Below are 26,250 nucleotides of genomic sequence, written 5' to 3'. Positions count from 1 at the left end.
AGCTACATCCGCACGACACGGTTTCCGATCCGCTCAGCCTCTTCAGGATCGTGGGTGACCATCAGGATCGGCAAGCGCATGACGTCGCGGATATGCTCGATCGCCAGCATGACCTCCTCGCGGCGTGCACGATCGAGCGATGACAGCGGTTCGTCGAGCAACAGGAAGCGCGGTTGGCTGAGCAGCGCCCGGCCAATCGCCACTCGCTGTGCTTCGCCGCCGGAGAGCGTGCGCGGCCAGCGATCGAGCAGATGACCGATGCCGAGAAAGCCGATGATGTCCTCGAACCGCTCCGCCTTGTCGCGGACGCCGTACAGCAGGTTCGCGCGAACGCGCATGTGCGGGAATAGCCGAGCTTCCTGAAAGACATACCCGGCTTTCCTGCGCTCGGGTGGTACGTTAATTCCGTTACCGAACAGAGTTTCGCCATCTACTGCGATCCGGCCGCGGTCGGGACGGAGTAGCCCGGCGACCATGTTGAGAACGCTCGACTTGCCGACGCCCGACGGGCCGAACAGCACCGTAGCCCCCTCGCCTGCCTCCAGCGTCAACGACACCTGCGTATCGCCGAGGCGCTTCTCGATATCGATCTCAAAGGACATGAAGACCCCGGCCCGCACGGCGCGTCAACAGCTCCGACACGATCAGAGCGATCAAGGACAAGCCTACCGAAACGCAGGACAATCGCCACACGAGCGCATCGGCGCCGGGTTGCTGGAGCGCGGAATAGATCGCCAGCGGCAAGGTCTGCGTCTCGCCGGCCACGTTGGAGACGAAGGTGATCGTCGCGCCGAATTCGCCGATCGATCGCGCGAACCCGAGCACCGCGCCGGCCAGCACGCCGGGGATACTGAGCGGCAACGTCAACGTCCAGAACACGCGCCACGGCCCCGCACCTAGCGTTCGCGCCGCATTCTCGAGCCGCCTGTCGACCGCTTCGATCGAGATCCGCATCGCGCGCACCATCAGCGGCAGCGCCATGACGCCCGCCGCGATCGCCGCGCCGGTCCAGCGAAACAGGACGGTCACGCCGAACCAGTCCTGGAGCCACGCGCCGATCGGGCCATTGGGACCGAACGCCAGCAACAGCAGCCAACCGGTCACGACCGGCGGCACGACCAGCGGCAGATGGATCGCCGCATCGACAATGACCTTGCCCGGAAAACGGACGCGCGCGAGTAGCCAAGCGAGCGCAAACGCGATCGGCAAGGTCACCGCCATCGCGACGCCGCCGACCTTCAACGACAGCGCGACGATCCCCCATTCGGTCGCGTCGAGCACTAGCGCGCGGAGAAGCCGTAGCGGACGAAGATCGCCTTGCCCGCAGGCGAGAAGAGGAAACGGCGGAAGCCCTCGGCCTCCGGGTTCGTCGACGTCTTCAGCCGCGCGATCGGATAAGTGATCGCGGGATGCGTTGTCTCCGGGAAGACGCCGGCGATACGAACCTTCGCCGACGCCTTGGCATCGGTCGCGTAGACGATCGCGAGCGGCGCCGCACCACGCTCGACCAGCGCCAGCGTCGCGCGGACGTTCTCCGCACGCACCACTTTTGGCGATACCTTCGCCCAGACGCCGAGCTTCTCCAGCGACGCCTGGCCGTATTTGCCGGCCGGGACCGCGGTATCCGCCATCGCCAATGGCCCTGCCGTCAATACGCGAACGAGCGCAGCGGGCGGGCGCACCGGGATTCTTACCTTGCTACCCGCCGGCGCCGCGACGACGAGGCGGTTGCCAAGGAAAGTGACGCGGGTGCTGGCGACGATCAGGTTCTTCGCGGCGAGTGCGTTCATCCAATCCTCGTCCGCCGACACGAACAAATCCGCCGGCGCACCGGACTCGACCTGCCGCGCGAGAGCCGACGATGCCGCGAACGAAATCGTCGGCTTCACATGGCCCTTCTTCGCCCATGCATCGGCGGCGGCGGTCAGCGACTCCTGCAACGAAGCTGCGGCCAGCACCAACGGAGGGCGCTGTTGTGCCTGGGCACCCGACGCCCCAAGACTGACCGCCATCACCATTGCCGACGTCAGATACCGCATACTGCTTGCCCCTCGAACTCTGCGCGTACCGATATATAGCGCTGGGCCATAACGCCAGCCGGTTCGATACGTTGCGCGCCTAGTTAGCCGTAACCCGCCCGGTCCGCGCCAGCTTGCCCCAGCCGACCAGCGGCCCCCGCAACGCCTGCGCGATCGCCTTCAGGACGACGTAATACATCACCTGCCGATAGCCGATCCGCTGCGGGATCAGCAGCCAGAGCAACCGCCAGCGTTCCTTACGCTCCAGCGCGAACGCGATCGTCGCTGCCAGCAGGTCGATCGCGGTGAAGATCAGCCAATAGGCGAGCATCGTATAGACGTCGTGGCTCGTCTGCTCCCAGCCATGCGCCTGCACTGCGACATAGGTCGAAGCGAAGCTGACGAGCAGCGCGAGATCGATGATCGGCGAGATCGACGCGAGCACGATCTGGAACACGATCGCCTGCGGCAACCCGACCCAACCGAGCCCGCGCGGATGGGAGCTCCCGATCGCCGAGCGATGCTTGTAGAGGCACTGCAACGTCCCGAACGCCCAGCGGAAACGCTGTTTGGCGAGCGCGCGCATCGTCTCGGGCGCCTCGGTCCAGGCGATCGCGAACTGGTCGTACTGCACCTTCCAGCCATGGCGCTGGATCGCAATCGTGAGGTCCTGGTCCTCCGCAAGCGTATCGTCCGGATAGCCGCCGACGCTGCGGATCGCTTCCAGACGCCACGCGCCGACCGCGCCCGGCACGACGGTCATCGCGTTCAGGCGTGCGAGCGCACGCCGTTCGAGGTTTTGAGCGGTAATGTATTCGAGCGCTTGCCATTTTGTGATCAGGTTGACGCGGTTGCCTACCTTCGCGTTACCCGCGACCGCACCAAGCTTGGGATCGTCGAACCACCGCGCGAGGCGGGCGATCGTCATCGGCTCGAACTGCGTATCGGCGTCGAGCGCGATCACGATCTCGCCACGCGCGAGTTCGAGCCCGCGGTTGAGCGCGCGCGCCTTGCCGCCATTCTCCAGCGTCAGCAGGCGGACCCGGTCGTCGCCGGCGAACGCCTCGGCGACGACGCGGCTGGTGCCGTCGCTCGATCCGTCGTCTATGACGATGACCTCGATCGCGACGTCGTTCGACGCCAGCACGCCCTCCACGGCGCGGACGATCACGCGCTCCTCGTTGAACGCCGGGATCATCACGGTGACGAACCGCGACGGGTCGATCGCCGGGAACACCGTCTTCAACTCGCGCCGCGCCTGGATCAGCGCGAGCGCCGACAGGGCCAGCGCGCGGATGATGCCGATCGTGATCGCGATGCCGAAGATCCAGCGGAGTGCAACGACGATACCGCCGAGCGTGCTGAACAGCGCGAGATCGGCGACCGCGGCGACGCGGTCGCTCGACGAGATCACGGGCATCGACTGGTTGCGCGACAGCCCGGCGAGGGTCGAGACGGGGACGAAGCTGTAGCCCATCGCCCGCAACCGCTCGATGATGATCGGCAGCGCGGCGACGGTCTCGGCGCGGTTGCCGCCGGCGTCGTGGAGCAAGATGACGTTGCCGCTGCGCTCGGGATTGCCCGCCTCGACGCCAGCAATGGTCCGGTCGATGATCGCCTGCACACCGGGCCGCTTCCAGTCGTCGGGATCGACGTGGAGACCGACCGAAATATAGCCGCGCTGCTGTGCTTCGAGCGCGGGCAGGATCTCGTCCGCGGTGCTCGGCTCGGCATCGCCGAAATAGGGTGCGCGGAACAGGCGGAGCGAACGCCCGGTGAACGCCTGGAACAGCCGCTGCGTGGTGTTCAGCTCGTATTTCACCTGACGCTGCGAGACGTTGGCGAGGTTCGGATGCGTATAGGTGTGGCTGCCGATCTCATGGCCTTCGTCGACCATGCGCTGGAGCAAAGGCCGCTCGGTCAGCGCGTTCTCGCCGATGACGAAGAACGTCGCGGGCGCATGCTCGCGCTTGAGGATGTCGAGGATCTGCGGCGTCCATTCGGGATCGGGCCCGTCGTCGAACGTCAGCGCCAGTTGCTTCGGACGATAGCCGGTCCGCACCACGACATAGGGCGACGGCATCCGCGTGAAGTTGACGTCGGCGATCGTGCCGTCCTTCGCCGGCACCGCGTCGCGAATGCCGGTGACGGGCTCGGCGGCGATCTTGAGGATTTCGCCGCTGCCCTCGATATCGACATTGGTGCCGGCCGGCATGTTATCGATGGCGTCGGGGATCGGTAGTTTGCGATGATCGCGGCCCCAGATCGACCAGAGCCCGGGATCCTCGGAGCCGAGACGCCAGAGCGCCACGCTGCCGAGACCCGCCTTTTGCAGGAACGCGATCTGGTTATAGGCAGACGCCGCGTCGAGCAGCCAGACCTGATGCTGCACGCCGCCCTCGGAATAGGCGAAGCTGCTGTTCCCGCTGGTCTTGTCGAAAGTCGGTACGGTCCCCGAGTCCGCCGCGGCCTGCCATGCCTCCTCGACGTCGAGCGCATCGCCGTTGCCGCTGTCCGCGCCGGCGTGCCAATCATACGCGTAGGAGCCAATCGCGACGACCAACTTGGCGGGGGGAATCCCGCGCGCAGCGTCGGCGACCATGCGGGCGAACCAACGCTGTGACGCGATCGGTCCGGGCGCGCCGCTCGTCTCGTGCTCGTCATACGCCATCAGGAAGACCTTGTCGGTCACCTTGGCGTACGCGGGCAGGTTCCAGTCGGGGTTGGCGACCGGCGCCGCGATCGCGACGACCCAACCGCCCGGCGCAAAGCGCGCGCGCGTCTCGGCGAGGAAGGCGCGGTAGTTGGGCTGGGCCGATGCGGGCAGGTCCTCGAAATCGTAGAATACGCCGCCGGCATGGTTCGCGCTGAGGAACGGCACGAGCTTGTCGAGGAACGCTGCGCGGGCCTTCGGATCGGCGAACAGAGCAGCGCTGCCCGCGCCATCCCACTTCCCGTCGACCGCGTTCTGCACCATCGGCAGGATCATCGGACGGTGGACCGCTTTGTTGAGGATGTCGCGACCGGCCTGATCGCGGAACACGGTTATGTGGTGATCCTTGCCGGTGATCGAGACCCAGCCGGGGATCAGCCAGTCGAGCTGCTCGACGTGCCGCGCGAGGCTGGCGGTGCTCGCCTCGTCCCAGGGCGCGTGGAAGGCGATCGCGAGTGTAGGGTTGGCGCCATTGCCGACACCGGGCTTGGCCGCGCTCGTCCCGAACAGCTGCTTGGCGTAGTAATTCAGGTCGCGACGGGTCTCGCGGAGGATACCGCCGCGCGGTGCGGGCAGCTTGTGGAGCGCGGGATGCTCGGGCTCGATCGGGAGCAGCGGCGCAGTCGGCACCGCACCGATCGAGACGGCGAACATCGCGATCGACAGCAGCAGCAGCGCGATGAACGCCGCGACGCCAAAGGTGAACCGCCGACGACGACGGCCGCTTGCATCATAGAATACGGGATTGAGCGACATGGAGCGAGTATCAACCGGCCGAAGGAAAACGGCAACTCGCCGCAACATTTCGCTACAATGCCATTTGCGCCCACGCTGCTGAAAAATGCGTCACGCGGGCGTTAGGTAGCAACATCGAACTCCCTGCATCCCCTCCCGCGTGCGGGAGGGGATGCAGGGGTGGGCGCCCGGCCCGACCACATGCTGCGCTCGACGATAGCGCGAGCCCACCCCCGGCCCCTCCCGCTTGCGGGAGGGGGGAAGGTCAGATCAGCGGAACTTGCCGCTGAGCGACACACCGATGATCCGCGGTTCGTTGAAGACCGCCGCCATGTAGTTCTCGATCACGCCCTTGAGGTTCTTCTCGCCGGTGATGTTGCGGGCGAACACCGCCAGTTCGTACGCGTCGTCCGGTGCGGCATAACCGATCTTCAGGCCGCCCTCGAAGTTGCCGTTCGCGGTGAACTCCTTGGTCTTGTACAGCACGAACTGCGTGTAGCCCTGGATGTTGAAGTCGCCCGCGATGAACGCGCGACCGCCATTGCCGAGCGGCTGGTCGTAGCGCGCGGTGAGGTCGACATTGTATTCCGGCGCATTCGGCAGCGGCTCGCCGTCGATCTTGACCAGGTACGTCGTACCGAAAGCGCCGGGAACCGCGCGGACCGGCGCCGAGGGCGTGCAGACCACGATATTGTTGAGCGCGCAGATCTGCACCTCGGTCGTCTTGTCCCGGATCGCGCTGTGCAACAGGCTGAGCCCGGCGCCCAGCGTGAGGTTCGGTACCGGCTTCCAATTGGCCTCGGCTTCCATGCCGTACGCCTCGGCCTTGTTGCCGTTGAACAGGATGCCGTTGCCGTTGACGTCGTTGCCGTTGAGCTGGATGTCGTTGACGCGGTAGCCGAACACCGTGGCGTTAAGCGTCAGCGTATTGTCGAGCAGGCGCGTCTTGATCCCCGTCTCCCACGACAGGATCGTCTCCGAGTTCGCGGTCGAGAAGTCGGAGTTGAACACTGCCGAACGACCCTGGATCGTCGGTCCGCGGAAGCCTTGGGCAACGCGCGAGTAGAGGCTGATGTCGGGGCTCGCCTGGTACAGGATGCTCGCATCCCAGCTCGGCTTGGTCGACTTCAGCGTGACGTCGCGGCGGAAGTTGGTCGGATACTGATTGACGCCAGCCGCATTCTGAACGGTCTTCAGCAGCTGCGTACGCTTCTTGTCCTCGGTGATGCGCCCGCCAAGCGTCACCGTCAGCTTGTCCATCAGCTCGTAGCTGACCTGGCCGAAGCCCGCCCACGAGGTGTTGACGTCATGCAACCGCACCCAGTTGTTGGGATTGCGCGCCGCCGTCGTCAGGAAGAACGTCCGCTGGTAGAAATCGGTGATGTCGCGGTTGTCGAAGTACAAGCCACCGAGCTGCCAGTTGAAGCGGCCACCGGGGGTGCCGGCGACGCGCACTTCCTGCGACCATTGATCGAGATCGCGGATCTGGCCCTGCGACTGGCCAAAGCCGTTGGCCGTCAGGACGTTGGCAGCGTTGCGGACCGGGAAGTTCGCGCCCGCACCACCATCGGTATCGCCGCGGCTGAACCCGGACGTGGTCTCGTATGCGGTGATCGAGGTCAGCGTGGCTGGACCGAAGTCGTAGGACGCACGCGCCGAGCCGCCATAGGTGTTGTAGCTCTGCGGGTTGTCGTTACCCTCGTCGAGCGCCACGGTGTTGCGCGGCTCGGCGGAGACGTCGTTCGAACCCTTCTTGAGCGCGCCGCGATGGAACAACGTCGAGGTGCCGCCATACCAGCGCGCGTGGCCCGACAGGTCGAGGGTGAAGCGTTCGCCCGGTGTCAGCGCCAGCTGCACGCGGACGTTGCGATCGTCGAAGCCGCCCATGGCGTCCTTGCGCGGCGTCGCGGTGCTGTCCTGGCTTACACCGGCATAGGCGTTGTCGATGTAATCCGAGCGATGCTGGAGCAGCGTCGACAGGCGGATCGAGAGGAGGTCCTTGATCAGTGGACCACCGACGCCCGCATCGAGGCTGACGCTGCCATAGCTGCCGACCGAGGCCGATGCGCGGCTCTCGAAGTCGTTGGTCGGCTTGTTCGTGTCGAACTTGATGATGCCGGCGGTGGTGTTGCGCCCGAACAGCGACCCTTGCGGACCGCGGAGCACTTCGACCTGGCGGACGTCGAACACCGGGTTCGACTTCAGCACGACATGCTCGAGGATCACGTCGTCCTGGATGATCGTGACCGGCTGCGATGCACCGAGGTAGAAATCGATATTGCCGAGACCGCGGATGTAGAAGCGCGGGAAGATGCGGCCGGTAGTCGATTCGACGTACAGGCCGGGGACGCGGCCCGACAGCGCGAGCAGCGTATCGTCGCCGCCTGCGGTATAGGCGCGCAGTGCGTCACCCGACGCGACGCCGACCGAGAGCGGGACCTTCTGGAGGTTTTCCGAACGGCGCTCGGCGGTGACGACGATGTCGTCCAAGCCTTCCTCGGGAGCAGACTGCCCAGCCTGAGTCTGGGCCCGATCCTGGACCGGCACGGCCTGTGCGAACGCAGCCGAGCCACCCACAACCGAACCAAACGCGACGCCGAGCATCAACGCCGACTTAACGACCGAAATCTTCAAGATGATATTCCCCAATAGTGCAGCGGCGTCCCTGACGACCGGCCGCACATCCCAATACGCAACGTCGCTCCGCGCCATCGACCGCCCTCCCCGGACGGCCCGACGACGCCTCGCGACGCTCACTCCCCGGCTCGGCGGTTAGGCCGGGATTGTGTTGGTATGATGACAGTTGGTTACGGCGTTTTGGGTGATTGCAGGTTTGCGACACGGTGCGATATTTTTGCCGATGGCAGGAAGCGGAAACGCCATGCTAGCTTCGCCCTATGGACTTCGTGATGCGATTTTGGCTGACCATTCGGCGTTCGGGTTGGTTCGAGCCCAGTGCGACGGGCGGCATCTTCCCGTTCCCTTTCGCCTGGCAGGCTTGGGCGATCATGGCGGCATTTATCGCCGCGATTGCAGCGAGTGTCGTACTGCACGGCGAAGCGGCGTGGCTGACGCGGATTATCCTGTGCATCGGTTACATCGCGTTTGGGGTCGCGACGTACGAGTAACAGCGACGGGCGGCGATGCGCCGTTCCAGCGCGGGTAGGCATTCGGGGCTTGGGTTTCGAGTGTCTCAACGTCGCTTATCCGCCCCGGAAAGGTTCGACGTCGGTTCCTGCACATAGGGGTAGCATGTTTCCCCGCGAAGGCGGGGACCCAGACTGGGCTCCCGCCTTCGCGGGAGAACAAGGAAGAGCGAACTAGCTTTCGAACTGAGCCTAAGCCGCGACCTGGCAAAGCCGCGTCGTCGGACGACACGACCGAGGACAAGCTCGGCCGGTCGCCGTCCGGCTTGGCGCTAGCCTCAGCTAAGCGCTGCCCCGCCTACCCTTGGCCGCCTACGCGTCGTCGCCCATCCGCAGCGCGGCGATGAACGCCTCCTGTGGGATGCTGACCGACCCGTACTCGCGCATCTTCAGCTTGCCCTTCTTCTGCTTTTCCAGAAGCTTCTTCTTGCGGCTCGCATCGCCGCCATAGCATTTGGCGGTCACGTCCTTGCGCATCGCGCTGATCGTCTCGCGCGCGATCACCTTGCCGCCGATCGCCGCCTGGATCGGGATCTTGAACAGATGGCGCGGGATCAGCTCCTTCAGCCGCTCGACCATGCCGCGGCCGCGCACTTCGGCGGTGCCGCGGTGGACGATCATGCTCAGCGCGTCGACCGGCTCCTCGTTGACCAGGATGCCCATCTTGACGAGGTCGCCCTCGCGGTAGCCGATCTGGTGATAGTCGAAGCTGGCATAGCCCTTCGACATCGACTTCAGCCGATCGTAGAAATCGAACACGACTTCGTTCAGCGGCAGCTCGTACGTCGCCTGCGCGCGGCCGCCGACATAGGTCAGGTTCTTCTGGATCCCGCGGCGGTCCTGACAGAGCTTCAGGACGCTGCCGAGATACTCGTCGGGGACGTAGATCGTCGCCTCGATCCACGGCTCGCTGATCGTCGCGATCTTGTTCGGCTCGGGCATGTCGGCGGGGTTGTGCAACTCGATATGCGTCGTGCCGGACGGATCGGGGTGGGTCAGCTCGATCTCGTACACGACCGACGGTGCGGTGGTGATGAGGTCGAGATCGTATTCGCGCGTCAGCCGCTCCTGGATGATCTCAAGATGCAGCAGCCCGAGGAACCCGCAGCGGAAGCCGAAGCCCAGTGCCGCCGACGTCTCCATTTCGAACGAGAAGCTCGCATCGTTCAGCCGCAGCTTGCTGATGCTCTCGCGCAGCTTCTCGAACTCGGCGGCATCGACCGGGAACATCCCGCAGAACACGACCGGCTGGACTTCCTTGAAGCCCGCGAGCGCTTCGAGCGCAGGCCGCTTGGCATCGGTGATCGTGTCGCCGACGCGGGTCTGCGCGACCTCTTTGATCTGCGCGGTGATGAAGCCCATCTCGCCGGTGCCGAGCTCGGTCAGCTGCTCGATCTTCGGACGGAAACAGCCGACCCGGTCGACCAGATGCATCGTGCCGGTCTGCATGAACTTGATCTGCTGGCCCTTTTTCAGGACGCCGTCGATCACGCGCACCAGGATGACGACGCCGAGATACGGATCGTACCAGCTGTCGACCAGCATCGCCTTCAGCGGCGCCTCCGGGTCGCCGCTGGGCGGCGGGATCTTGGTGACGATCGCCTCGAGGATCTCGACGATGCCTATCCCGGACTTCGCCGACGCGAGCACCGCCTCGGATGCATCGATGCCGATCACGTCCTCGATTTCCTTGCGCACCTTCTCGGGCTCGGCGGCGGGCAGATCGATCTTATTGATCACCGGCACGATCTCGTGGTCGTGCTCGATCGACTGGTAGACGTTGGCGAGCGTCTGCGCCTCGACGCCCTGCGCGGCATCCACCACCAGCAACGCGCCTTCGCACGCGGCCAGGCTGCGGCTGACCTCGTAGGCGAAGTCGACGTGCCCCGGCGTGTCCATCAGGTTGAGGACGTAATCCAAGCCGTCCTTCGCGTGATACGCTAGGCGCACGGTCTGCGCCTTGATCGTGATCCCGCGCTCCTTCTCGATGTCCATGTTGTCGAGCACCTGCTCGGACATTTCGCGCGCGGTCAGGCCGCCAGTTTCCTGGATCAGCCGGTCGGCGAGCGTCGACTTGCCATGGTCGATATGGGCGATGATGGAAAAATTGCGGATGCGGTCGAGCGGAGTCATGGCGCGCTCCTAGCAGCGACGCCGCGTGCGCGATAGATCGCGGACACACACCATAATTGTCTTGAACGTTCGGGATGTCGCGGCTAGGGCGCTCACCGGCAATGTTGTCGGGGCGTGGCGCAGTCTGGTAGCGCACTGGTCTCGGGGTCCAGGGGTCGTAGGTTCGAATCCTATCGCCCCGACCATTGCCGATTTTACGGGGTGAGTTTGCCCCCTCCCCGAACCCAAACTCTCCGTGATGATGTAAGCGCGCACCGCCCAGCGGGCCGCCCTGCCGCCGAGATAAACTCAGCGCCCTAGAACGCGTTGGCGATCCGCTTCTGCATCGACCGAACCGGGCTCGCGATTACCTCCGGCATATCCTGCGCCTCATCCATCAGAGCCACGCGTCGATGCAGGTCGGTGCTCGCCCCGATCATTTCGCGCGCGCGCGTCGGCAGCATCGCGAGCAGCGCCGCGTCGGTGATCGGCGCATCGCCCAGCCGCCGCGCGGGATCGAGCGCGTCGCGGGGGCGCAGCTCCCCCGCCTGGACCGCGCGCTGCGTCAGCAGCCACGCGATGACGTGCATCAGCCGGGTCGTCAACTTGAGCGATTCGCAACTGAAGCTGACCCGGATCAGCGGATCGAGCGCCTCGCGTTCGACCCGGCCGGCTTCGTCGAAATAGGTCCGCGCCTCGTCGGCCAGCAGCATCGCTTCGCTATACAGAGCGTCGATCAGGCGGCGCTGCATCCGCGATTCATAGCCGGCGTGGGTCATCGATTGGACAAATGGCACACCGGCCAGACGCCATCCAGAGAGGTTAACGGCACGCTAACCATCATGTGTCCCAAAATGCGCCAGTACGTGCGCATTCCAGTTTAGGCCGTTGCAATCACGCGATAATATCTGGAATCAGCAGGTCTTCCAGCGAGGCAATTTCGTCCCGTAGCCGCAATTTTCGCTTCTTGAGCCGCGCCATCTGCAACTGGTCGGGCGTCGATGCCAGCGCAAGGGCGGCGATCGCGTCGTCGAGATCGCGATGCTCGATCCGCAATGAATCAAGTCGAACTCTTGTCTGCGCGTCGTCCACTCGCCCCCCGATGGCTGCCGTCGTGTTCGGTGCCCTTAGCAAACGCAGCGCAGTGCGCGAGTGCGAAACCGTCCCTGCCCGTCAGGCCGAGACCGAAAACGTACTTCAAGACGAATCGCGACCCCACCGCGCACGTTCGGTCCGTCGCGCCAAATCGTTCGACCAATCGATTTGGTCCGTTTCCGATGAAGACATTTCGATGACGGAGTGGTTTACTCCGTTCCCCAACCCGAATGCAGGAGGCATCCCACCGTGCAGACGACTCATCAGACAGCCCTGGAAACCAAGCATGCCGTGCTGGAGCAGCGGATCGCCGACGAAACGCACCGTCCGCTACCCGACGCGAACCTGTTGGCGAGCCTGAAGAAGCAGAAGCTGCGACTGAAGGAAGAGATCGTCAGCGTATAACGGTCGCCGATACCGCTCCCCGGGTAAATCCGGGGAGCCACTTGCGGGAGTTACAGTGGCTTCGGATTGCGCAAGGCGTACGCGCTGTCCGACGCCTTGACCGTATAGGACGGCGACAAGGGCTTGGTCCCACCGGGAGATTTGCGCACGAGCAGCGGATCGATTGGCGAGTCGAGCGATATGCCCATCCGCCCCTCGGTGCACCACGCGACCGTGCCCGCAACTTCGCCGATCCCGCGCAGCGTTACCGTGACCGGCGTCCCGACATCGACGACCTTGGCGAGCTCGGCCATCAAACCCGTCTGGGACAGATTGCGAACCCTAGCCTCGCGGGCAGTCGTCTCGTCGCCGATCCGCACCTGCGCGACCAGCAGCAAGCTGTCTCGCTCGCGCCGTCGCCGGTTCTCGTTGCCGCCGGGCGACCCGGTGTCGATGCTCATGCCGCGACCGATTTTACCATGATCGAACACAGCTTTCTCTTCCCCATCGGTGGGCGCGATCAATCCTCGCGCGACACCTTTTCGTTACGCTCGTGACGTTCCTGCGCTTCGACCGTCATCGTCGCGATCGGTCGTGCCTCAAGTCGCGCCAGGCTGATAGGCTCGCCGGTGACTTCGCAATAGCCATATTCGCCTTCGTCGATCCGCCGGATCGCGGCTTCGATCTTGGAGACGAGTTTGCGTTGACGGTCGCGCGTGCGCAGTTCGATCGACCAGTCGGTCTCGCTCGATGCACGATCGGTGAGATCCGCCTCACGCAGCGAATCGACCTGCAACTGCGAAAGCGTTTCCTGCGACTCCCGCAGGATCGATTCCTTCCACTCCTGAAGCTTGCGGCGGAAATACGCCTGCTGCTTCAAGCTCATGAACGGCTCGTCCGCGTCTGGACGATAACCATCCTCGCCGCTGTCGTTGGCGGCCTCTCGACTGGAATTCCCGGTATCGTCCACACGATTCATTACGGTCGCCATACCACTCTCCCTCTGGCCCCGTCGCATCAGCCTCGCTGATTTCCAAGGACCGCCCCCAAATGGTGAAAGCGCCTATAGTCTCACGGGCATGCGACCACAAGCGACAGCGCTTGCGCATTCTGCCCCGAAACCGACATTTTATTGCGGCGCTCGGATTGCGGATGTCGCGTCAGCGTTTTTCGGTACGGGACGGGTCCGCGGCGCGCCAGGGCTATACTTTGTCCCAGCGCGGCACGTTAACGATGACGCACTGGTTTCCGCATAAGTAAATCCTCGTTTAACCATCCGGAATGTGGTTAAGCCACTTGCGCTTAACGCTTTGTTTTGCAGTTAGTCGGATAGCAGTTCCGAATACTGCGTACGGGGATCCGGCAACACGAGGGTGCCGGCAACGAAAGAGTGACGATATGTCGGTGAGGATGGCCCTGGCGAAATTGTGCGCGTGCGCGTGCGGTGGCGCTTTGATCGGCGGCGGCGCGGTGCATATCGCGGAGCGCCCGCAGCGAACCGCTAATACCAAGCGAGTCCTGGTCAAGCGAGTCGCGCGACCACAGATCGCCGCCGTGACTCGGCCGCGCGTCCGCCGCGTGGTCACCACGACTCGCCAGACGTGCGCGCCAACCGTTGTAACGGTCGCGAACGCAGCGCCCGTCCCGGTTCCGGTCGGCACCGGTTACATTGGCGGCGGCGGCGCGGGCCCCGATCCGATCGCGGTCGGTGGCAGCGGCGGGTTCTTCGGTACGCCCGGCGGATTCGGCGGCGGGTTCGGTGGTGGCTTTGGCGGCGGCTTCGGTGGCAGCGGCGGATCGAGCGGGAGCATCGTCATCTCCTCGACGTCGAGCGGCGGATCGACCTCGACCGGCGGATCGTCGACCAGCAGCGGCGGGTCTTCGACATCGAGCGGCGGATCGTCGACCAGTACGGGTGGCGCGACCATTTCCAGCACATCGTCGACCGGTGGATCGAGCGGCAACGTATCGTCCGCATCGGGTGGATCGAGCGGCAACGTATCGTCGGCATCGGGCGGATCGAGCGGCGACGTGTCGTCCTCGACCAGCAGCGCATCGTCGGCATCGTCTGCCTCCTCCGCGTCTTCGGCCAGCAGCGGTAGTTCGTCGGGATATGGATCGAGCAGCAAGGGTTGGGGATCGAGCGGCGGCTGGAACTCGACCGGCGGCTGGAGCTCGAACGGATCGTCCGGCAGCTCCGGATCGTCGGGAAGCAGTGGCTCGTCCGCGAGCGGATCGAGTGGTTCGAGCGCAAGCAGTGCCAGCAGCGCGTCGAGCGCGAGCAGCGCCAGTTCGAGCGGCAGCACGGGATCGAGCGGTGGTCCGCCGGCACCGGTTCCCGCTCCGCCGATGGTGTTGCTGTTCGGTGCGGCAGCAGCAGCGCTCGTCGCGCGCAAGCGTTTCGCCAAAACGAAGGCGGTTGCAGCTTAACCTCTGGAACTTCGCATAGAAAAGGCCCCGCCGGAGATCTTCCGACGGGGCCTTTTTCTTATCCGTCGATCAGGCGTTCATGAGGGCCTTCTCGATGTCCTTGATCGGATGCCCGGTCAGGTCCTTATCGAGTTCGCCCTTAAGGCGGCTGGTGACTTCCTTGTGGTAATGCTTGCGCAGTTCGCCGAGCGTCTTCGGCGGCGCGATCACGATCAGCGAGTCATACCTGTTCTTCAGCGCACCGGCCTTCAGAAATTCGGCCGCGTCGGCGGCGAAGCGATCTTCCTCGATCTGGTGGAAATCGGTCGGTTCTACCGAACTCTGCACACCGCCCTGTGGCGACGACGCGCGGCCTGCCGAATCCGTTGCCTGGTCACGCGTCGGCGGATTGTCCTGCTCCTGCGCCTTTTCGACGACGAGATTGGGGAACTCGGCGTCGCCCTCGTTGCGCAGGAACAGCATTTTCCGGCCGTCCGCGACGAGCACGACGGAGTTGTGGGGAAGATGCATGCGTGTCTCTCCTTTTCGCTATGCGTATGCGGGATGAACGCGCCGCGTGCCGGGGAGGTTGCGCCGCCTTGCGTACGCCCCCGCCGGTCGGCATAGCCCGGCCATGCACGACATACGCCTGATCCGCGACGATCCCGCCGCCTTCGACGCCGCCCTCGCCAAGCGGGGTGTCGCACCGCAGTCCGCCTCGCTGGTAATGCTCGACGAACAGCGCCGCGCGACGATCGCGGACTCGCAAACCGCGCAGACACGCCGCAACGAGCTGTCGAAGGCGATCGGGCAGGCCAAGGCTCAGAAGGACGAGGCCAAGGCGCAGGGGCTGATGGCCGAGGTCGCGAGCCTGAAGGAGGCGCTGCCCGCGTTGGAAGCCGACGAAGCGCGGCTCGGTGGCGAACTCCAGGCCATGCTGGCCGCGATCCCGAACCTTCCCGCAACCGACGTGCCCGAGGGCGGCGGCGAAGACGACAATGCGCTCGTCCACACGCGCGGCACGCCAACGACGTTCGCGTTCACGGCGCGCGAGCATGACGCGATCGGCCCTGCGATCGGGCTCGATTTCGAGACCGGCGCGGCGATGTCGGGCGCGCGGTTCACGCTGGTTCGTGGGCCGGCCGCCAAGCTGCAACGCGCGCTCGGGCAATTCATGCTCGATCATGTCGCCGAGGCAGGCTTCGAGCAGGTCTCGCCGCCGTTGCTGGTCCGCGACGAGGCGGTGTTCGGCACCGGCCAGTTGCCCAAGTTCTCGGACGATCTTTTCCGGACGACCGACGGCCGCTGGCTGATCCCAACCGCGGAGGTGAGCCTCACCAACATCGTCCGCGAACAGATCCTGAGCGAATCCGAACTGCCGCTGCGCTTCACCGCGCTGACACCGTGCTTCCGCTCCGAGGCGGGCGCAGCAGGTCGCGATACGCGCGGCTACATCCGCCAGCATCAGTTCGACAAGGTCGAGATGGTCTCGATCGTCACCCCCGACATGTCCGAGGCCGAGCACGAGCGGATGACCGCCTGCGCGGAGGGCGTGCTCGACGCGTTGCAGCTACCGTTCAGGCGGATGCTTCTATGCACCGGCGATATGGGTTTCACCGCTGCACGCACCTACGATCTCGAAGTCTGGTTGCCGGGCCAGGCGCGCTATCGCGAGATCAGCAGCGTCTCGACCTGTACCGATTTCCAGGCGCGGCGGATGAACGCGCGCTATCGGCCCGAGGGCGAGAAGGGCACGCGGTTCGTCCACACGCTCAATGGCTCCGCGCTCGCGGTCGGGCGGACGCTGGTCGCGGTGCTGGAGAATTATCAGCAGGAAGATGGCTCGGTCGCGGTTCCCGCCGTGCTCCAGCCGTATCTTGGCGGGCTGACCGTCCTGGAGCCGAAGCGCTGATGCGGATCCTGCTCACCAATGACGACGGCTATCATGCGCCCGGCCTGAAGGTGCTGGAGACGATCGCCCAAACCTTGTCCGACGATATCTGGGTGGTCGCACCCGCCGAGGAACAGTCGGGGGCTGGGCATTCGCTCACGCTGTCGCGGCCGATCCGCGTGCGGAAGCATGGCGAGAAGCGGTATGCCGTCGCGGGCACGCCGACCGATGCCGTGATGATGGCGCTCGCGAAGATCATGAAGGATTGCCCACCCGACCTGATTCTGTCCGGCGTCAATCGGGGCGCGAATCTTGCCGAGGATGTGACCTATTCGGGGACCGTCTCGGCGGCGATGGAGGGCGCGCTGGGCGGCATCCGGTCGATCGCGCTGAGCCAGATATACAGCCGCGAAGGCATGGGCGACAGCGTGCCGTTCGAGGCCGCCGCGGCTTGGGGCGAACGCGTGTTGCGGCCGCTGGTCGACGCACCCTTGGCGCCGCGGACGCTGGTCAACATCAACTTTCCCGCCGGCCCGGCCGATGCGGTGAAGGGCGTGCGCGTCGTCGGCCAGGGTTTCCGTGACTATGGCCGGTTGCAGATCGTCAGCAACACCGATCCGCGCGGCTACGAATATCACTGGTTCGCGCTTGGCCGGACCGTCGAGACGCCGGCGCACGCGACCGACCTCGAAGCGACGGCGGCGGGGTACGTATCGGTCACGCCGCTGCATCTCGATCTCACGCATTTCGAATCGATGGACATGCTGAAGCAGGCCTATCGTTGATGCGGCGTGCGGGCGTCCTGGTTTCGCTGGCGACGCTCGCGCTGACCGCGTGCATTCCGCACGTCGATCGCCCCGCCGGCTATGGAAACGCGCCGCAGCGTCCGTACCGCGATCCGCCGCCCCACCGCGACGATCCGCCCCGCCCGCGTGAGAATATGCCGCGCGAGGACACGCCGCGTGACGACCGGCAGCCGCAGGACATTCCCGGACGCGATACCGGCGAGGTCACCACCCTGCCCGCCCCACGCCCCGCCTGGGAAGCGCGGCCGGTCAGCGCCGATGCGAAGACGATTCCTGATACAACCTATGTCGTCCGGCCCGGCGATACGCTGAGCCGCGTGGTCGATCGCAGCGGTGCGAGCCTCGAAGCGATCGCGCGCGCGAACGGCCTCGAATCGCCCTATTCGATCCAAGCCGGCCAACGGTTGCAGATCCCCGGCGGCCGCTATCACCAGGTCCGCCGCGGCGAGACTGGGATTGCGATCGCTCGCGCCTACGGTGTCGAATGGTCGCGGATCGTCGCCGCCAACGCGCTCGTCGAACCCTACGTGTTGCGCGCCGACCAGCGCATCCAGATCCCTGGCGAGCCGAGCGGCGGCACCGCGAGCGCATCGGAACGCGCGCAGGCGTTCACGCTTGACATCGACGACATCCTGACTGGCGGCGAACCCGCCCTCGCCAGCAACCAGGCGCCGGTAAGACCGATCGCGACGCCGCGGCGTGTGCTGCCCTCCAACGCCGTCGTCACCGCGCCGGCGCGTCTTGCAAGCGGCGGGTTCCTGTGGCCGGTCGACGGCAAGGTCGTGAAACGCTTCGGCCACGGTGCCAGCGGCGAGCGCAACGATGGCATCAAGATCGCCGTGCCGGTCTCGACGCCGATCCACGCGGCCGCGGACGGCGTCGTCGCCTATGTCGGCGATGGCATCGCCGCGCTCGGCGGGCTGGTGATCATCAAGCACGGCGGCGGCTGGACGAGCGTCTATGGCCACGCGTCGAAGCTGCTCGTGCAACGCGGCCAGAGCGTCAAACGAGGCCAGACGATCGCGCTGTCGGGCGACACCGGGTTTGCGGATCGACCCGAACTGCACTTCGAACTGCGCAAGGGCCGGACTCCCGTCGATCCAACGTCGCAACTGCCGCGAACGTGATTCTCCCCTCCCGCTTGCGGGAGGGATCGGGGGAGGGCATGGGGGCGAGGAAGCCCCTCCCCTAACCCCTCCGCAAGCGGAAGGGGAACGAGACGCACCATGACCTACCAGTCCGACCTGCTCACCACGCTGACCTCGCGCGGCTATGTCCACCAGATGACCGACGCCGCCGCGCTCGATGCGCTCGCCGGCAAGCAAGTGGTGCCCGGCTATATCGGCTTCGACCCGACCGCGCCGTCGCTCCACGTCGGCAGCCTCGTCCAGATCATGCTCCTCCGCCGGCTCCAGCAAACCGGTCACAAGCCGATCGTGCTCATGGGCGGCGGCACCGGCAAGATCGGCGATCCGAGCTTCAAGGACGAAGCCCGGAAACTGCTCGGCGAGGACGGGATCAAGGCCAACGTCGCCTCGATCCGGCGCATCTTCGAACGCTTCCTGACCTTCGGCGACGGGCCCACCGACGCGGTGATGCTCGACAATGCCGAGTGGCTCGACGCGCTCGAATACATCCCGTTCCTGCGCGACGTCGGCCAGCATTTCTCGGTCAACCGGATGCTCGCGTTCGACTCGGTCAAGCTCCGCCTCGACCGCGAACAGTCGTTGAGCTTCCTCGAATTCAACTACATGATCCTTCAGGCGTACGACTTCCTCGAACTGTCGCGCCGCGCCGAATGCCGCCTGCAGATGGGCGGCTCGGATCAGTGGGGCAACATCGTCAACGGCATCGAACTCGCGCGACGGATGGACTCGACCGAGGTCTACGGCGTCACCACGCCGCTGATCACGACCGCGGACGGCGGCAAGATGGGCAAGACGATGTCGGGCGCGGTCTGGCTGCACGAGGACCAGTTGCCGCACTTCGATTACTGGCAGTTCTGGCGCAACACCGACGACCGCGACGTCGGCCGATTCCTGAAGCTGTTCACCGACCTCCCGCTCGACGAGATCGCGCGTCTCGAAGCGCTCGAAGGTGCGGAGATCAATGCCGCCAAGATCGTCCTCGCCAACGAAGCGACCGCGATGTGCCGCGGGCGCGATGCCGCCGAGCAGGCCGCCGAGACTGCGAGGAAGACGTTCGAGGAGGGCGCGTCGGGCGACTCGTTGCCGAGCTACGCCGTTACGGGTGGCTCGATCGGTGTCGTCGAGGCGCTGGTCGGGCTCGGCTTCGTCGCCTCCAATGGCGAGGCCCGCAGGAAAATCGCCGAGGGCGCGGTGCGTGTCGATGGCGAGGCTGTCCGCGAGCCGACCAGCAGCATCGACGTCGCGTCGCCCGTACGGCTCAGCCTCGGCAAGAAACGACATGGGATGCTAACCCCCTCGTAATAGAGGCATTCTCGTTTCGAAGAACGTCGCGTTAAGTATCACCGTTCGTATCGGGTTCACGCCGCGCGCCGTACACAGGCGGGATGGTTATTCCAGGGGAGCGATCGATGCCACGCTACGCAACGGCCGTTCGCGATGCGCGCGGCGAGCCGCGCGACGAAGTGATGCACCGCACGCATGCGCTTGATGGCGACGACCGCATGGTCAAGCTGGTGCTGGTCAACATGTCCGCCAATGGCCTGATGGCACGGTGCGACGGCGATCCGGCCGCGGGCGATCGATTGCGGATTCGCCTGCCGATCTTCGGCTATGTCGACGCGATCGTGCGCTGGTCGCTTGGCGGTCGGATCGGCTGCGAGCTCGAACGGACGATCCCGCTCGCCGAATATTACACCATGCTCACGGTGATGATCCGCAACAGCTGACGCCTCAGCCGGAGCGGAGCAACGCCACGCCGGCATCGCGATCGAACAGATAGAGCGCGGTCCTAGCCGCCTGCCCTCGCGGCCCCTCCAGTCCGCCATCACGATCGATCAGCAGGCGCGCGTCGTCGTGCGCGCATTGCAGCAGGTCGGCCATCATGTCCGGCGTCGCGAGCCGGAACGCCATCTCACCCGACTGTTTCGTGCCGAGCAACTCGCCTGCGCCGCGGAGCCGCAGGTCCTCCTCGGCGATGCGGAAGCCGTCGTTGGTCTCGCGCATCAGGGCGAGACGCGCGCGGGACGTCTCGCTGAGCGACGACCCGCGCATCAGCAGGCAGATCGACCGCCCGGTGCCGCGGCCTACACGCCCGCGGAGCTGATGGAGCTGCGCGAGGCCGAAGCGATCGGCGTGCTCGATCACGATCAGCGTCGCGTTGGGGACGTCGACGCCGACCTCGATCACCGTCGTCGCGACGAGGACGGACGTGCGCGCGGCGGAGAACTCGGCCATCACCGCGTCCTTCTCGGCCGGCTTCATGCGGCCGTGGACGAGCGCCACCTTGTCGCCGAAGCGGGCGCGCAGCGTTTCCGCACGCATCTCGGCGGCGGCGAGGTCGCTCTTCTCGCTCTCCTCGACCAGCGGGCACACCCAGTAGGCCTGCCCGCCGTCCGCGAGGTGTCGGCCGAGCGCATTGACCACGTCGTCGAGGCGGTCTTCGGAGATCACGCGCGTCTCGATCGGCTGGCGGCCGGGCGGCATCTCGTCAAGCCGGCTGACATCCATCTCGCCGTATTGCGCGAGCGTCAGCGTGCGCGGGATCGGCGTTGCGGTCATTGCCAGCAGATGCGGGGGCGCGACGCCCTTCGCCTGCAACGTCATGCGTTGCGCGACGCCGAAGCGGTGCTGCTCGTCGACCACCACGAGCCCCAGGTCCTTGTAGCCGACCGCGTCCTGGAAGATCGCGTGCGTGCCGACGAGGATGTCGATCTCGCCACTCGCCAGCGCCATCAGCGTCGCCTCGCGCACGCGCCCCTTGTCGCGACCGGTGAGCACGCCGATCTCGATCGGCAGGCCGGCGAGCGTTTTCCGGAGCGTCTCGTAATGCTGGCGCGCGAGGATCTCGGTCGGCGCAAGCATTGCCGCCTGTGCGCCCGCCTCGACCGCGATCAGCATCGCCATCGCCGCGACCAGCGTCTTGCCCGAGCCGACATCGCCCTGCAGCAGCCGCAGCATCGGCGCGGTCTGCGCAAGGTCGCCCTCGATCTCGCCGACCGTCCGCGATTGCGCGCCGGTCAGCGTGTAGGGCAGCTTCAGCATCTCGCGCAGCCGCCCGTCGCCTTGCAACGCGCGGCCTCGGCGCTTGCGGGTATCCGCACGGACGATCGTCATCGCGAGCTGGTTCGCGAACACCTCGTCATACGCCAGCCGTTCGCGCGCCTTCGCGTCCGAAGGGTCGGCGTGGATACGTTCCAGCGATTCGTGCCAGCCGGGCCATTCGCGTTTCGCCTTCAGCCCCGGCTCGATCCACTCGGGCAGGTCCGGCGCGCGCGCGACCGCCTGCGTGGTCAGTGCCGCCAGCCGCCGCGACGTGAGACCTTCCGACAGCGGATAGATCGGCTCGCGCTCGCGCAACTCCTCGTCCGGCTCGACGATGTCGGGATGGACGATCTGCAATTCCTGCCCGTACTCGTCGAGCCGCCCCGAGATCCGCTTGGCCTCGCCGATCGGCAGCAGCTTCTTCGCCCAGCCCGAACTGCCGCCGAAGAAGACGAGGCTGACGTAGTTGCCGAGCTCGTCGGTCGCCTGCACCCGCGTAGGCCCCCGCCCCGCACTGATCCTGTAGTCGCGCGGAGTCAGCGTGATCGTGATGATCCGCCCCGCATCGCTCGACATCAGTTCGGTGCGTGGCAGGCGATCGACGTAGCCGGTCGGCAGATGGAAAGCGACATCGACGACGCGCGCGAGTCCGAGCCGGTCGAGCGGCTTGGCGAGCGCGGGCCCTACCCCCTTCAGGACTAGGGTTTCGGCGAACAGCGGATTGAGGATTTCGGGTCGCATGACTATCTGGCCTCTATAGCCTAGCCGACGGCCGCCGCCAGCGGTCGCCGGCTCTTCGTGTTTGGAGTTCGAAATGGACCACGAGACCCGCCTCAAGCGCCTGGGCTTTCGCAGCTCGCACCGCGGCACGCGCGAGGCCGACATGATGATCGGCGGCTTCTTCGCGACCTATGGCCGGACGTGGACGCCGGAAGAGCTCGACTGGTTCGAGGCGCTGCTGGAGGAACAGGACGTCGACATCATGGGCTGGGCGATCGGCTCGATTCCGTGCCCACCCGAGTGGGACGGCCCGATGATGCAGGCGATGCGCGACATCAACTACGTGACGGTCGTGAAGTAATCCTCTGCGCCCCTCCCTGGAAGGGAGGGGTCGGGGGTGAGTCGGCCGCTTGGCGGCCGTGACACGCGCCCCATACCAACCCACCCCCAGCCCCTCCCTTCCAGGGAGGGGGGAGTTCGAATGCCAGACCTCAAGACGATCCTCTCCGCGAAAACCCCGCTGATCCTCTCGGGCGTGCCGTCCGGCTTCCAGCCGTCGCTGCTGGCCGACCTCGCCCGCGCCGCGAAAACGCGCGCGGTGTTCATCGCGCCGGACGATGCGGCGATGCGCGCGGTTGCCTCGACCGCGGCGTATTTCGCGCCCGATCTCGAAGTGCTGAGCTTCCCCGCTTGGGACTGCCTCCCCTACGACCGCGCCTCGCCGACGCTGCGCATCATGGCCGAGCGTGTCGCCGCGCTCCAACGCCTCCAGGGCAAGCCAAAGGGTCCGCAGCTCCTCCTCACCACCGCCAACGCCGCGACGCAGCGCGTCCTCACCCCGTTCCGCATCCGCCAGCTCGTCGCGAGGCTCGCCCCCGGCGAACGGATCGGTCGCGACAAGCTGGCCATGCTGCTCCAGGCGAACGGCTATGTCCGCACCGACACCGTCCACGACCAGGGCGAATATGCGGTTCGCGGCGGGATCGTCGATCTTTACCCGTCGGGCGAGGACCACGCGCTGCGCCTCGATTTCTTCGGCGACGAGATCGAGAGCGTCCGCACGTTCGACGCGGCGGACCAGCGCACCACCGGCCGGATCGACGGCTTCGTCCTGCTCCCCGCGTCCGAAGCGCTGCTTGACGAGGACTCCATCAAGCGCTTCCGCACCCGCTACCGCGACGCGTTCGGCGCGACCGCGACCGGCGATCCGATGTATCAGGCGATCTCCGAAGGCCGGCGGATCGCGGGCATGGAGCATTGGCTGCCGCTGTTCGAGGAGAAGATGGCGACACTGTTCGACCATCTCGGCGCCAACGACGTAGTCGTGCGCGACAACGGCGTCGCCGCGGCGGTGGAGAGCCGCCTCGAATCGATCGCCGACTATTACGAGAACCGCAAGCGCGCCGAAGCCGCCCAGCCCGGCAGCTACCGCCCGATGCCCGCCAAGGCGCTCTATCTCGACGCGCAGGAATGGTCCGGCGGGGTCGAGGCGTTCGCCGCGCACATCACATCGCCATTCCACGAACCGCCGAGCGACACCGTCCTCGACTTCGACGTCGACGGCCCGCGCGATTTCGGCCCCGAGCGCGGCGCGCAGGCGAACATCTACGAAGCCGTCGCCGATCACGTCGAGAAGCTCCGGAAGCAAGGTCGCAGGCCGATTCTCGCCAGCTACTCGATCGGCGCACGCGAACGCCTGGGGAGCCTGCTTGCCGACCACGGCATGAAGGGCGGCAAGCACGCCGAGACTTGGCAGGAGGCGCTCGGCATCGCCGACACCGCGCGCAGCTTCGGCGTCGCGCTGATCGTCCTGCCGCTCGATCACGGCTTCACCGCGCCGGGGACCGCGGTGCTCACCGAGCAGGACATGCTCGGCGACCGCCTCGTCCACCGCAAGAAGCGCAAGAAATCTGCCGACGCGTTCCTCGCCGAACTGGCAACGCTGACGCCGGGCGACCTCGTCGTCCATACCGAGCACGGCATCGGGCGTTATGAGGGCCTGACGTCGATCCCGGTCGGCCAGAGCCCGCATGATTGCGTCGCGCTGAGCTATGCCGGCGGCGATAAGCTGTACGTGCCGGTCGAGAACATCGACGTCCTATCGCGCTACGGCTCGTCCGAGGAAGGCGCGACGCTCGACCGTCTCGGCGGCGAAGGCTGGCAGCGTCGCAAGTCGAAGATGAAGGAGCGGATCCGCGAGATCGCCGGCGAACTCATCGCGACCGCCGCCGAACGCGCGCTGCATCCGGGCGACGTGCTCGAACCCGATGCAAGCGGCTACCCCAGCTTCGTCGACCGCTTCCCGTACGAGGAGACCGAGGACCAGGATCGCGCGATCGAGGACGTGCTCGGCGATCTCGCCGCGGGCAAGCCGATGGACCGCTTGGTCGTCGGCGACGTCGGGTTCGGCAAGACCGAGGTCGCGCTGCGTGCGGCGTTCGTCGCGGCGATGGGCGGCAAGCAGGTTGCTATCGTCTGCCCGACGACATTGCTCGCGCGCCAGCATTACAACAACTTCGTCGCCCGCTTCGAAGGCTTCCCAATGAACATGGGTCGCCTCTCGCGGCTCGTCACCGCGAGCGAGGCGAAGGCGACCAAGGAGGGGCTGGCGAACGGCACGATCGACGTCGTCATCGGCACCCACGCGCTGCTGGCGAAGAATATCGACTTCAAGCGATTGGGGCTGGTCGTGGTCGACGAGGAACAGCGGTTCGGCGTGACGCACAAGGAGCGGCTGAAGGCGCTGCGGGCGGACGTCCACATGCTGACGCTGACCGCGACGCCGATCCCGCGCACGCTGCAGATGGCGATGTCGGGGATCCGCGAGCTGTCGGTGATCCAGACCCCGCCGGTCGATCGCCTCGCCGTGCGGACGTACATCATGCCGTTCGATCCGGTCGTGCTGCGCGAGGCGCTGCTGCGCGAGCATTACCGTGGCGGGCAGAGCTTCGTCGTCACGCCACGCGTCGCGGACCTGCCCGAGATCGAGGATTTCCTGCGCGAACAGGTGCCCGAGATCCGCTTCGTCGTCGCGCACGGGCAGATGTCGCCGACCGAGGTCGAGGAGCGCATGTCGGCGTTCTACGACAAGAAGTTCGAGGTGCTCGTCTCGACGACGATCATCGAGAGCGGGATCGACATCGCCTCCGCCAACACGATGATCGTCCACCGCGCCGACCGCTTCGGCCTCGCCCAGCTGTACCAGTTGCGCGGGCGCGTCGGACGATCGAAGACGCGCGCCTACGCGTATCTCGTGACGCCGCCCGAGCGACAGATGACAGTTACCGCCGAGAAGCGCCTGAAGGTGTTGTCCGATCTCGATTCGCTCGGGGCTGGCTTCCAGCTGGCGAGCCACGATCTCGACATCCGCGGCGCTGGCAACATGCTCGGCGACGAGCAGACCGGGCATATCAAGGAGGTCGGGTTCGAACTCTACCAGGCGATGCTGGAGGAGGCGATCATGGACGCCAAGGCCGGCGGCATGACCTCGTCGCGGCCACGCGATTTCTCGCCGCAAATCACGGTCGACGCTCCGATCCTCATTCCGGAGGATTACGTACCCGATCTCGACCTGCGGATGGGGCTGTATCGTCGCCTCAACGATCTCGACGAGGGCCAGGAGATCGAGGCGTTCGCCGCCGAGATGATCGATCGCTTCGGCCCGCTGCCGGATGCGACCGAGAATCTGATCAAGGTCATCGAAATCAAGCTGAACGCGAAACGCGCGTGCGTCTCGAAGATCGACGTCGGGCCGAAGGGCGTGCTGGTCTCGTTCCACGACGACAAGCCGCCGAACATCGACAAGCTGCTGGCGTATGTCGAGCGGCTTAATGGCGTTGCGCGGTTGCGGCCGGACAGCAAGCTGGTGCTGCAACGCGCGTGGGGCGATCCGAAGGCGCGGCTGCACGGGGCGTTGCAGTTGTCGAAGGGGCTGGCGAAGGCCGCTTCTTAAGCCCTCTCTCCTCCGGGGAGAGGGTTGGGTGGGGGGCGCCGCGAACGCTGCGCTCTACAACTGCCCCTCACCCCGGCCC

At 66.0% G+C, this 26,250-nt stretch carries 22 protein-coding genes and 1 tRNA gene; 10 read left to right on the top strand and 13 right to left on the bottom strand.

Annotated features, from left to right (window positions below):
• Positions 1-2: 2 nt before the first annotated feature.
• From J4O76_RS11890 to J4O76_RS11870, 5 genes are all read right to left on the bottom strand, one after another.
• On the bottom strand, positions 3-602 hold the full coding sequence (locus J4O76_RS11890; protein WP_426282023.1) for an ATP-binding cassette domain-containing protein: 600 nt from the start codon (positions 600-602) through the stop codon (positions 3-5).
• Complete coding sequence (gene modB, locus J4O76_RS11885; RefSeq protein ID WP_426282021.1) at positions 592-1,281, bottom strand: molybdate ABC transporter permease subunit; 690 nt, start codon at positions 1,279-1,281, stop codon at positions 592-594. The genes J4O76_RS11890 and modB overlap by 11 nt, the downstream gene beginning before the upstream one ends.
• Positions 1,281-2,039: a molybdate ABC transporter substrate-binding protein gene (modA, locus tag J4O76_RS11880; RefSeq protein WP_426282020.1), complete on the bottom strand. Its 759-nt coding sequence runs from the start codon at positions 2,037-2,039 to the stop codon at positions 1,281-1,283. Before modA ends, modB begins: the two co-directional genes overlap by 1 nt.
• Positions 2,040-2,118: 79 nt before the next feature.
• Complete coding sequence (locus J4O76_RS11875) at positions 2,119-5,487, bottom strand: polysaccharide deacetylase family protein (RefSeq protein ID WP_426282019.1); 3,369 nt, start codon at positions 5,485-5,487, stop codon at positions 2,119-2,121.
• A 249-nt stretch (positions 5,488-5,736) separates the two neighbouring features.
• Positions 5,737-8,070: a TonB-dependent receptor gene (locus J4O76_RS11870; RefSeq protein ID WP_426282438.1), complete on the bottom strand. Its 2,334-nt coding sequence runs from the start codon at positions 8,068-8,070 to the stop codon at positions 5,737-5,739.
• 305 nt (positions 8,071-8,375) lie between these two features.
• Here J4O76_RS11870 and J4O76_RS11865 point away from each other — a divergent pair, with 305 nt between their 5' ends.
• Complete coding sequence (locus J4O76_RS11865; protein ID WP_253070541.1) at positions 8,376-8,594, top strand: hypothetical protein; 219 nt, start codon at positions 8,376-8,378, stop codon at positions 8,592-8,594.
• 330 nt (positions 8,595-8,924) lie between these two features.
• On the opposite strand, the gene lepA is transcribed toward J4O76_RS11865, so the two are convergent.
• The gene (gene lepA, locus J4O76_RS11860; protein ID WP_056049136.1) at positions 8,925-10,745 is read right to left on the bottom strand and encodes a translation elongation factor 4; all 1,821 of its coding nucleotides are present in this window, start codon (positions 10,743-10,745) and stop codon (positions 8,925-8,927) included.
• 108 nt (positions 10,746-10,853) lie between these two features.
• On the opposite strand from lepA, the gene J4O76_RS11855 reads away from it, so the two are divergent.
• A tRNA-Pro gene (locus J4O76_RS11855) sits at positions 10,854-10,930 on the top strand.
• A 111-nt stretch (positions 10,931-11,041) separates the two neighbouring features.
• Here J4O76_RS11855 and J4O76_RS11850 read toward each other — a convergent pair.
• Complete coding sequence (locus tag J4O76_RS11850; RefSeq protein ID WP_426282017.1) at positions 11,042-11,503, bottom strand: DUF1465 family protein; 462 nt, start codon at positions 11,501-11,503, stop codon at positions 11,042-11,044.
• Between the two features lie 115 nt (positions 11,504-11,618).
• The gene (locus tag J4O76_RS11845) at positions 11,619-11,816 is read right to left on the bottom strand and encodes a DUF465 domain-containing protein (protein WP_056058507.1); all 198 of its coding nucleotides are present in this window, start codon (positions 11,814-11,816) and stop codon (positions 11,619-11,621) included.
• Positions 11,817-12,068: 252 nt separating this feature from the next.
• Between J4O76_RS11845 and J4O76_RS11840 the strand changes: the two genes are divergently transcribed.
• Complete coding sequence (locus tag J4O76_RS11840; RefSeq protein ID WP_082441033.1) at positions 12,069-12,224, top strand: YdcH family protein; 156 nt, start codon at positions 12,069-12,071, stop codon at positions 12,222-12,224.
• Positions 12,225-12,274: 50 nt separating this feature from the next.
• Here the strand turns inward: J4O76_RS11840 and J4O76_RS11835 are convergent, their stop codons facing one another.
• The 4 genes from J4O76_RS11835 to J4O76_RS11820 form a co-directional block, all read right to left on the bottom strand.
• Positions 12,275-12,664, bottom strand: coding sequence for a PilZ domain-containing protein (locus tag J4O76_RS11835; RefSeq protein WP_426282016.1), 390 nt, complete (start codon positions 12,662-12,664; stop codon positions 12,275-12,277).
• A 59-nt stretch (positions 12,665-12,723) separates the two neighbouring features.
• A complete protein-coding gene (gene dksA, locus J4O76_RS11830; RefSeq protein ID WP_056058504.1) occupies positions 12,724-13,194 on the bottom strand; it encodes an RNA polymerase-binding protein DksA in 471 nt (156 codons plus the stop codon).
• 673 nt (positions 13,195-13,867) lie between these two features.
• Positions 13,868-14,599: a hypothetical protein gene (locus J4O76_RS11825; RefSeq protein ID WP_426282015.1), complete on the bottom strand. Its 732-nt coding sequence runs from the start codon at positions 14,597-14,599 to the stop codon at positions 13,868-13,870.
• A gap of 103 nt (positions 14,600-14,702) precedes the next feature.
• Complete coding sequence (locus J4O76_RS11820; protein WP_426282014.1) at positions 14,703-15,143, bottom strand: host attachment family protein; 441 nt, start codon at positions 15,141-15,143, stop codon at positions 14,703-14,705.
• Positions 15,144-15,246: 103 nt separating this feature from the next.
• Here J4O76_RS11820 and serS point away from each other — a divergent pair, with 103 nt between their 5' ends.
• The 5 genes from serS (at position 15,247) to J4O76_RS11795 (ending at position 20,184) form a co-directional block, all read left to right on the top strand.
• On the top strand, positions 15,247-16,524 hold the full coding sequence (gene serS / locus J4O76_RS11815) for a serine--tRNA ligase (RefSeq protein ID WP_426282013.1): 1,278 nt from the start codon (positions 15,247-15,249) through the stop codon (positions 16,522-16,524).
• A complete protein-coding gene (surE, locus tag J4O76_RS11810) occupies positions 16,524-17,288 on the top strand; it encodes a 5'/3'-nucleotidase SurE (RefSeq protein WP_426282011.1) in 765 nt (254 codons plus the stop codon). The genes serS and surE overlap by 1 nt, the downstream gene beginning before the upstream one ends.
• Entirely contained in the window at positions 17,288-18,436 is a 1,149-nt protein-coding gene (locus tag J4O76_RS11805; RefSeq protein ID WP_426282010.1) for a peptidoglycan DD-metalloendopeptidase family protein, read from the top strand. The genes surE and J4O76_RS11805 overlap by 1 nt, the downstream gene beginning before the upstream one ends.
• A gap of 99 nt (positions 18,437-18,535) precedes the next feature.
• On the top strand, positions 18,536-19,759 hold the full coding sequence (gene tyrS, locus J4O76_RS11800; protein ID WP_426282009.1) for a tyrosine--tRNA ligase: 1,224 nt from the start codon (positions 18,536-18,538) through the stop codon (positions 19,757-19,759).
• Positions 19,760-19,866: 107 nt separating this feature from the next.
• Positions 19,867-20,184, top strand: coding sequence for a PilZ domain-containing protein (locus tag J4O76_RS11795; protein WP_426282007.1), 318 nt, complete (start codon positions 19,867-19,869; stop codon positions 20,182-20,184).
• A 4-nt stretch (positions 20,185-20,188) separates the two neighbouring features.
• Here the strand turns inward: J4O76_RS11795 and recG are convergent, their stop codons facing one another.
• Positions 20,189-22,240, bottom strand: a complete 2,052-nt coding sequence (gene recG / locus J4O76_RS11790; RefSeq protein WP_426282006.1) for an ATP-dependent DNA helicase RecG — start codon at positions 22,238-22,240, stop codon at positions 20,189-20,191.
• A 73-nt stretch (positions 22,241-22,313) separates the two neighbouring features.
• Here recG and J4O76_RS11785 point away from each other — a divergent pair, with 73 nt between their 5' ends.
• Together J4O76_RS11785 and mfd are read left to right on the top strand one after the other, a co-directional pair.
• A complete protein-coding gene (locus tag J4O76_RS11785) occupies positions 22,314-22,580 on the top strand; it encodes a succinate dehydrogenase assembly factor 2 (RefSeq protein ID WP_426282005.1) in 267 nt (88 codons plus the stop codon).
• A gap of 120 nt (positions 22,581-22,700) precedes the next feature.
• Entirely contained in the window at positions 22,701-26,171 is a 3,471-nt protein-coding gene (mfd, locus tag J4O76_RS11780) for a transcription-repair coupling factor (protein WP_426282004.1), read from the top strand.
• The last annotated feature ends 79 nt before the right edge of the window (positions 26,172-26,250 follow it).

Origin of the sequence: Sphingomonas sp. NFX23, assembly GCF_049887795.1 — a bacterium.
GTDB lineage: Bacteria > Pseudomonadota > Alphaproteobacteria > Sphingomonadales > Sphingomonadaceae > Sphingomonas.
Note: the sequence above shows the minus strand (reverse complement) of the source record. Positions and strands in the feature narration are given on the sequence as shown.

Excerpts from the sequence above, each read along its gene's own strand:
- modA (WP_426282020.1), bottom strand. The coding sequence starts at position 2,039 with ATGCGGTATCTGACGTCGGCAATGGTGATGGCGGTCAGTCTTGGGGCG.
- dksA (WP_056058504.1), bottom strand. The coding sequence starts at position 13,194 with ATGGCGACCGTAATGAATCGTGTGGACGATACCGGGAATTCCAGTCGA.
- J4O76_RS11820 (WP_426282014.1), bottom strand. The coding sequence starts at position 15,143 with ATGCATCTTCCCCACAACTCCGTCGTGCTCGTCGCGGACGGCCGGAAA.
- J4O76_RS11835 (WP_426282016.1), bottom strand. The coding sequence starts at position 12,664 with ATGAGCATCGACACCGGGTCGCCCGGCGGCAACGAGAACCGGCGACGG.
- surE (WP_426282011.1), top strand. The coding sequence starts at position 16,524 with ATGCGGATCCTGCTCACCAATGACGACGGCTATCATGCGCCCGGCCTG.
- J4O76_RS11870 (WP_426282438.1), bottom strand. The coding sequence starts at position 8,070 with ATGCTCGGCGTCGCGTTTGGTTCGGTTGTGGGTGGCTCGGCTGCGTTC.
- J4O76_RS11850 (WP_426282017.1), bottom strand. The coding sequence starts at position 11,503 with ATGACCCACGCCGGCTATGAATCGCGGATGCAGCGCCGCCTGATCGAC.
- J4O76_RS11890 (WP_426282023.1), bottom strand. The coding sequence starts at position 602 with ATGTCCTTTGAGATCGATATCGAGAAGCGCCTCGGCGATACGCAGGTG.
- serS (WP_426282013.1), top strand. The coding sequence starts at position 15,247 with ATGCACGACATACGCCTGATCCGCGACGATCCCGCCGCCTTCGACGCC.
- tyrS (WP_426282009.1), top strand. The coding sequence starts at position 18,536 with ATGACCTACCAGTCCGACCTGCTCACCACGCTGACCTCGCGCGGCTAT.
- J4O76_RS11785 (WP_426282005.1), top strand. The coding sequence starts at position 22,314 with ATGGACCACGAGACCCGCCTCAAGCGCCTGGGCTTTCGCAGCTCGCAC.
- J4O76_RS11795 (WP_426282007.1), top strand. The coding sequence starts at position 19,867 with ATGCCACGCTACGCAACGGCCGTTCGCGATGCGCGCGGCGAGCCGCGC.
- mfd (WP_426282004.1), top strand. The coding sequence starts at position 22,701 with ATGCCAGACCTCAAGACGATCCTCTCCGCGAAAACCCCGCTGATCCTC.
- recG (WP_426282006.1), bottom strand. The coding sequence starts at position 22,240 with ATGCGACCCGAAATCCTCAATCCGCTGTTCGCCGAAACCCTAGTCCTG.
- lepA (WP_056049136.1), bottom strand. The coding sequence starts at position 10,745 with ATGACTCCGCTCGACCGCATCCGCAATTTTTCCATCATCGCCCATATC.
- J4O76_RS11865 (WP_253070541.1), top strand. The coding sequence starts at position 8,376 with ATGCGATTTTGGCTGACCATTCGGCGTTCGGGTTGGTTCGAGCCCAGT.
- J4O76_RS11805 (WP_426282010.1), top strand. The coding sequence starts at position 17,288 with ATGCGGCGTGCGGGCGTCCTGGTTTCGCTGGCGACGCTCGCGCTGACC.
- J4O76_RS11875 (WP_426282019.1), bottom strand. The coding sequence starts at position 5,487 with ATGTCGCTCAATCCCGTATTCTATGATGCAAGCGGCCGTCGTCGTCGG.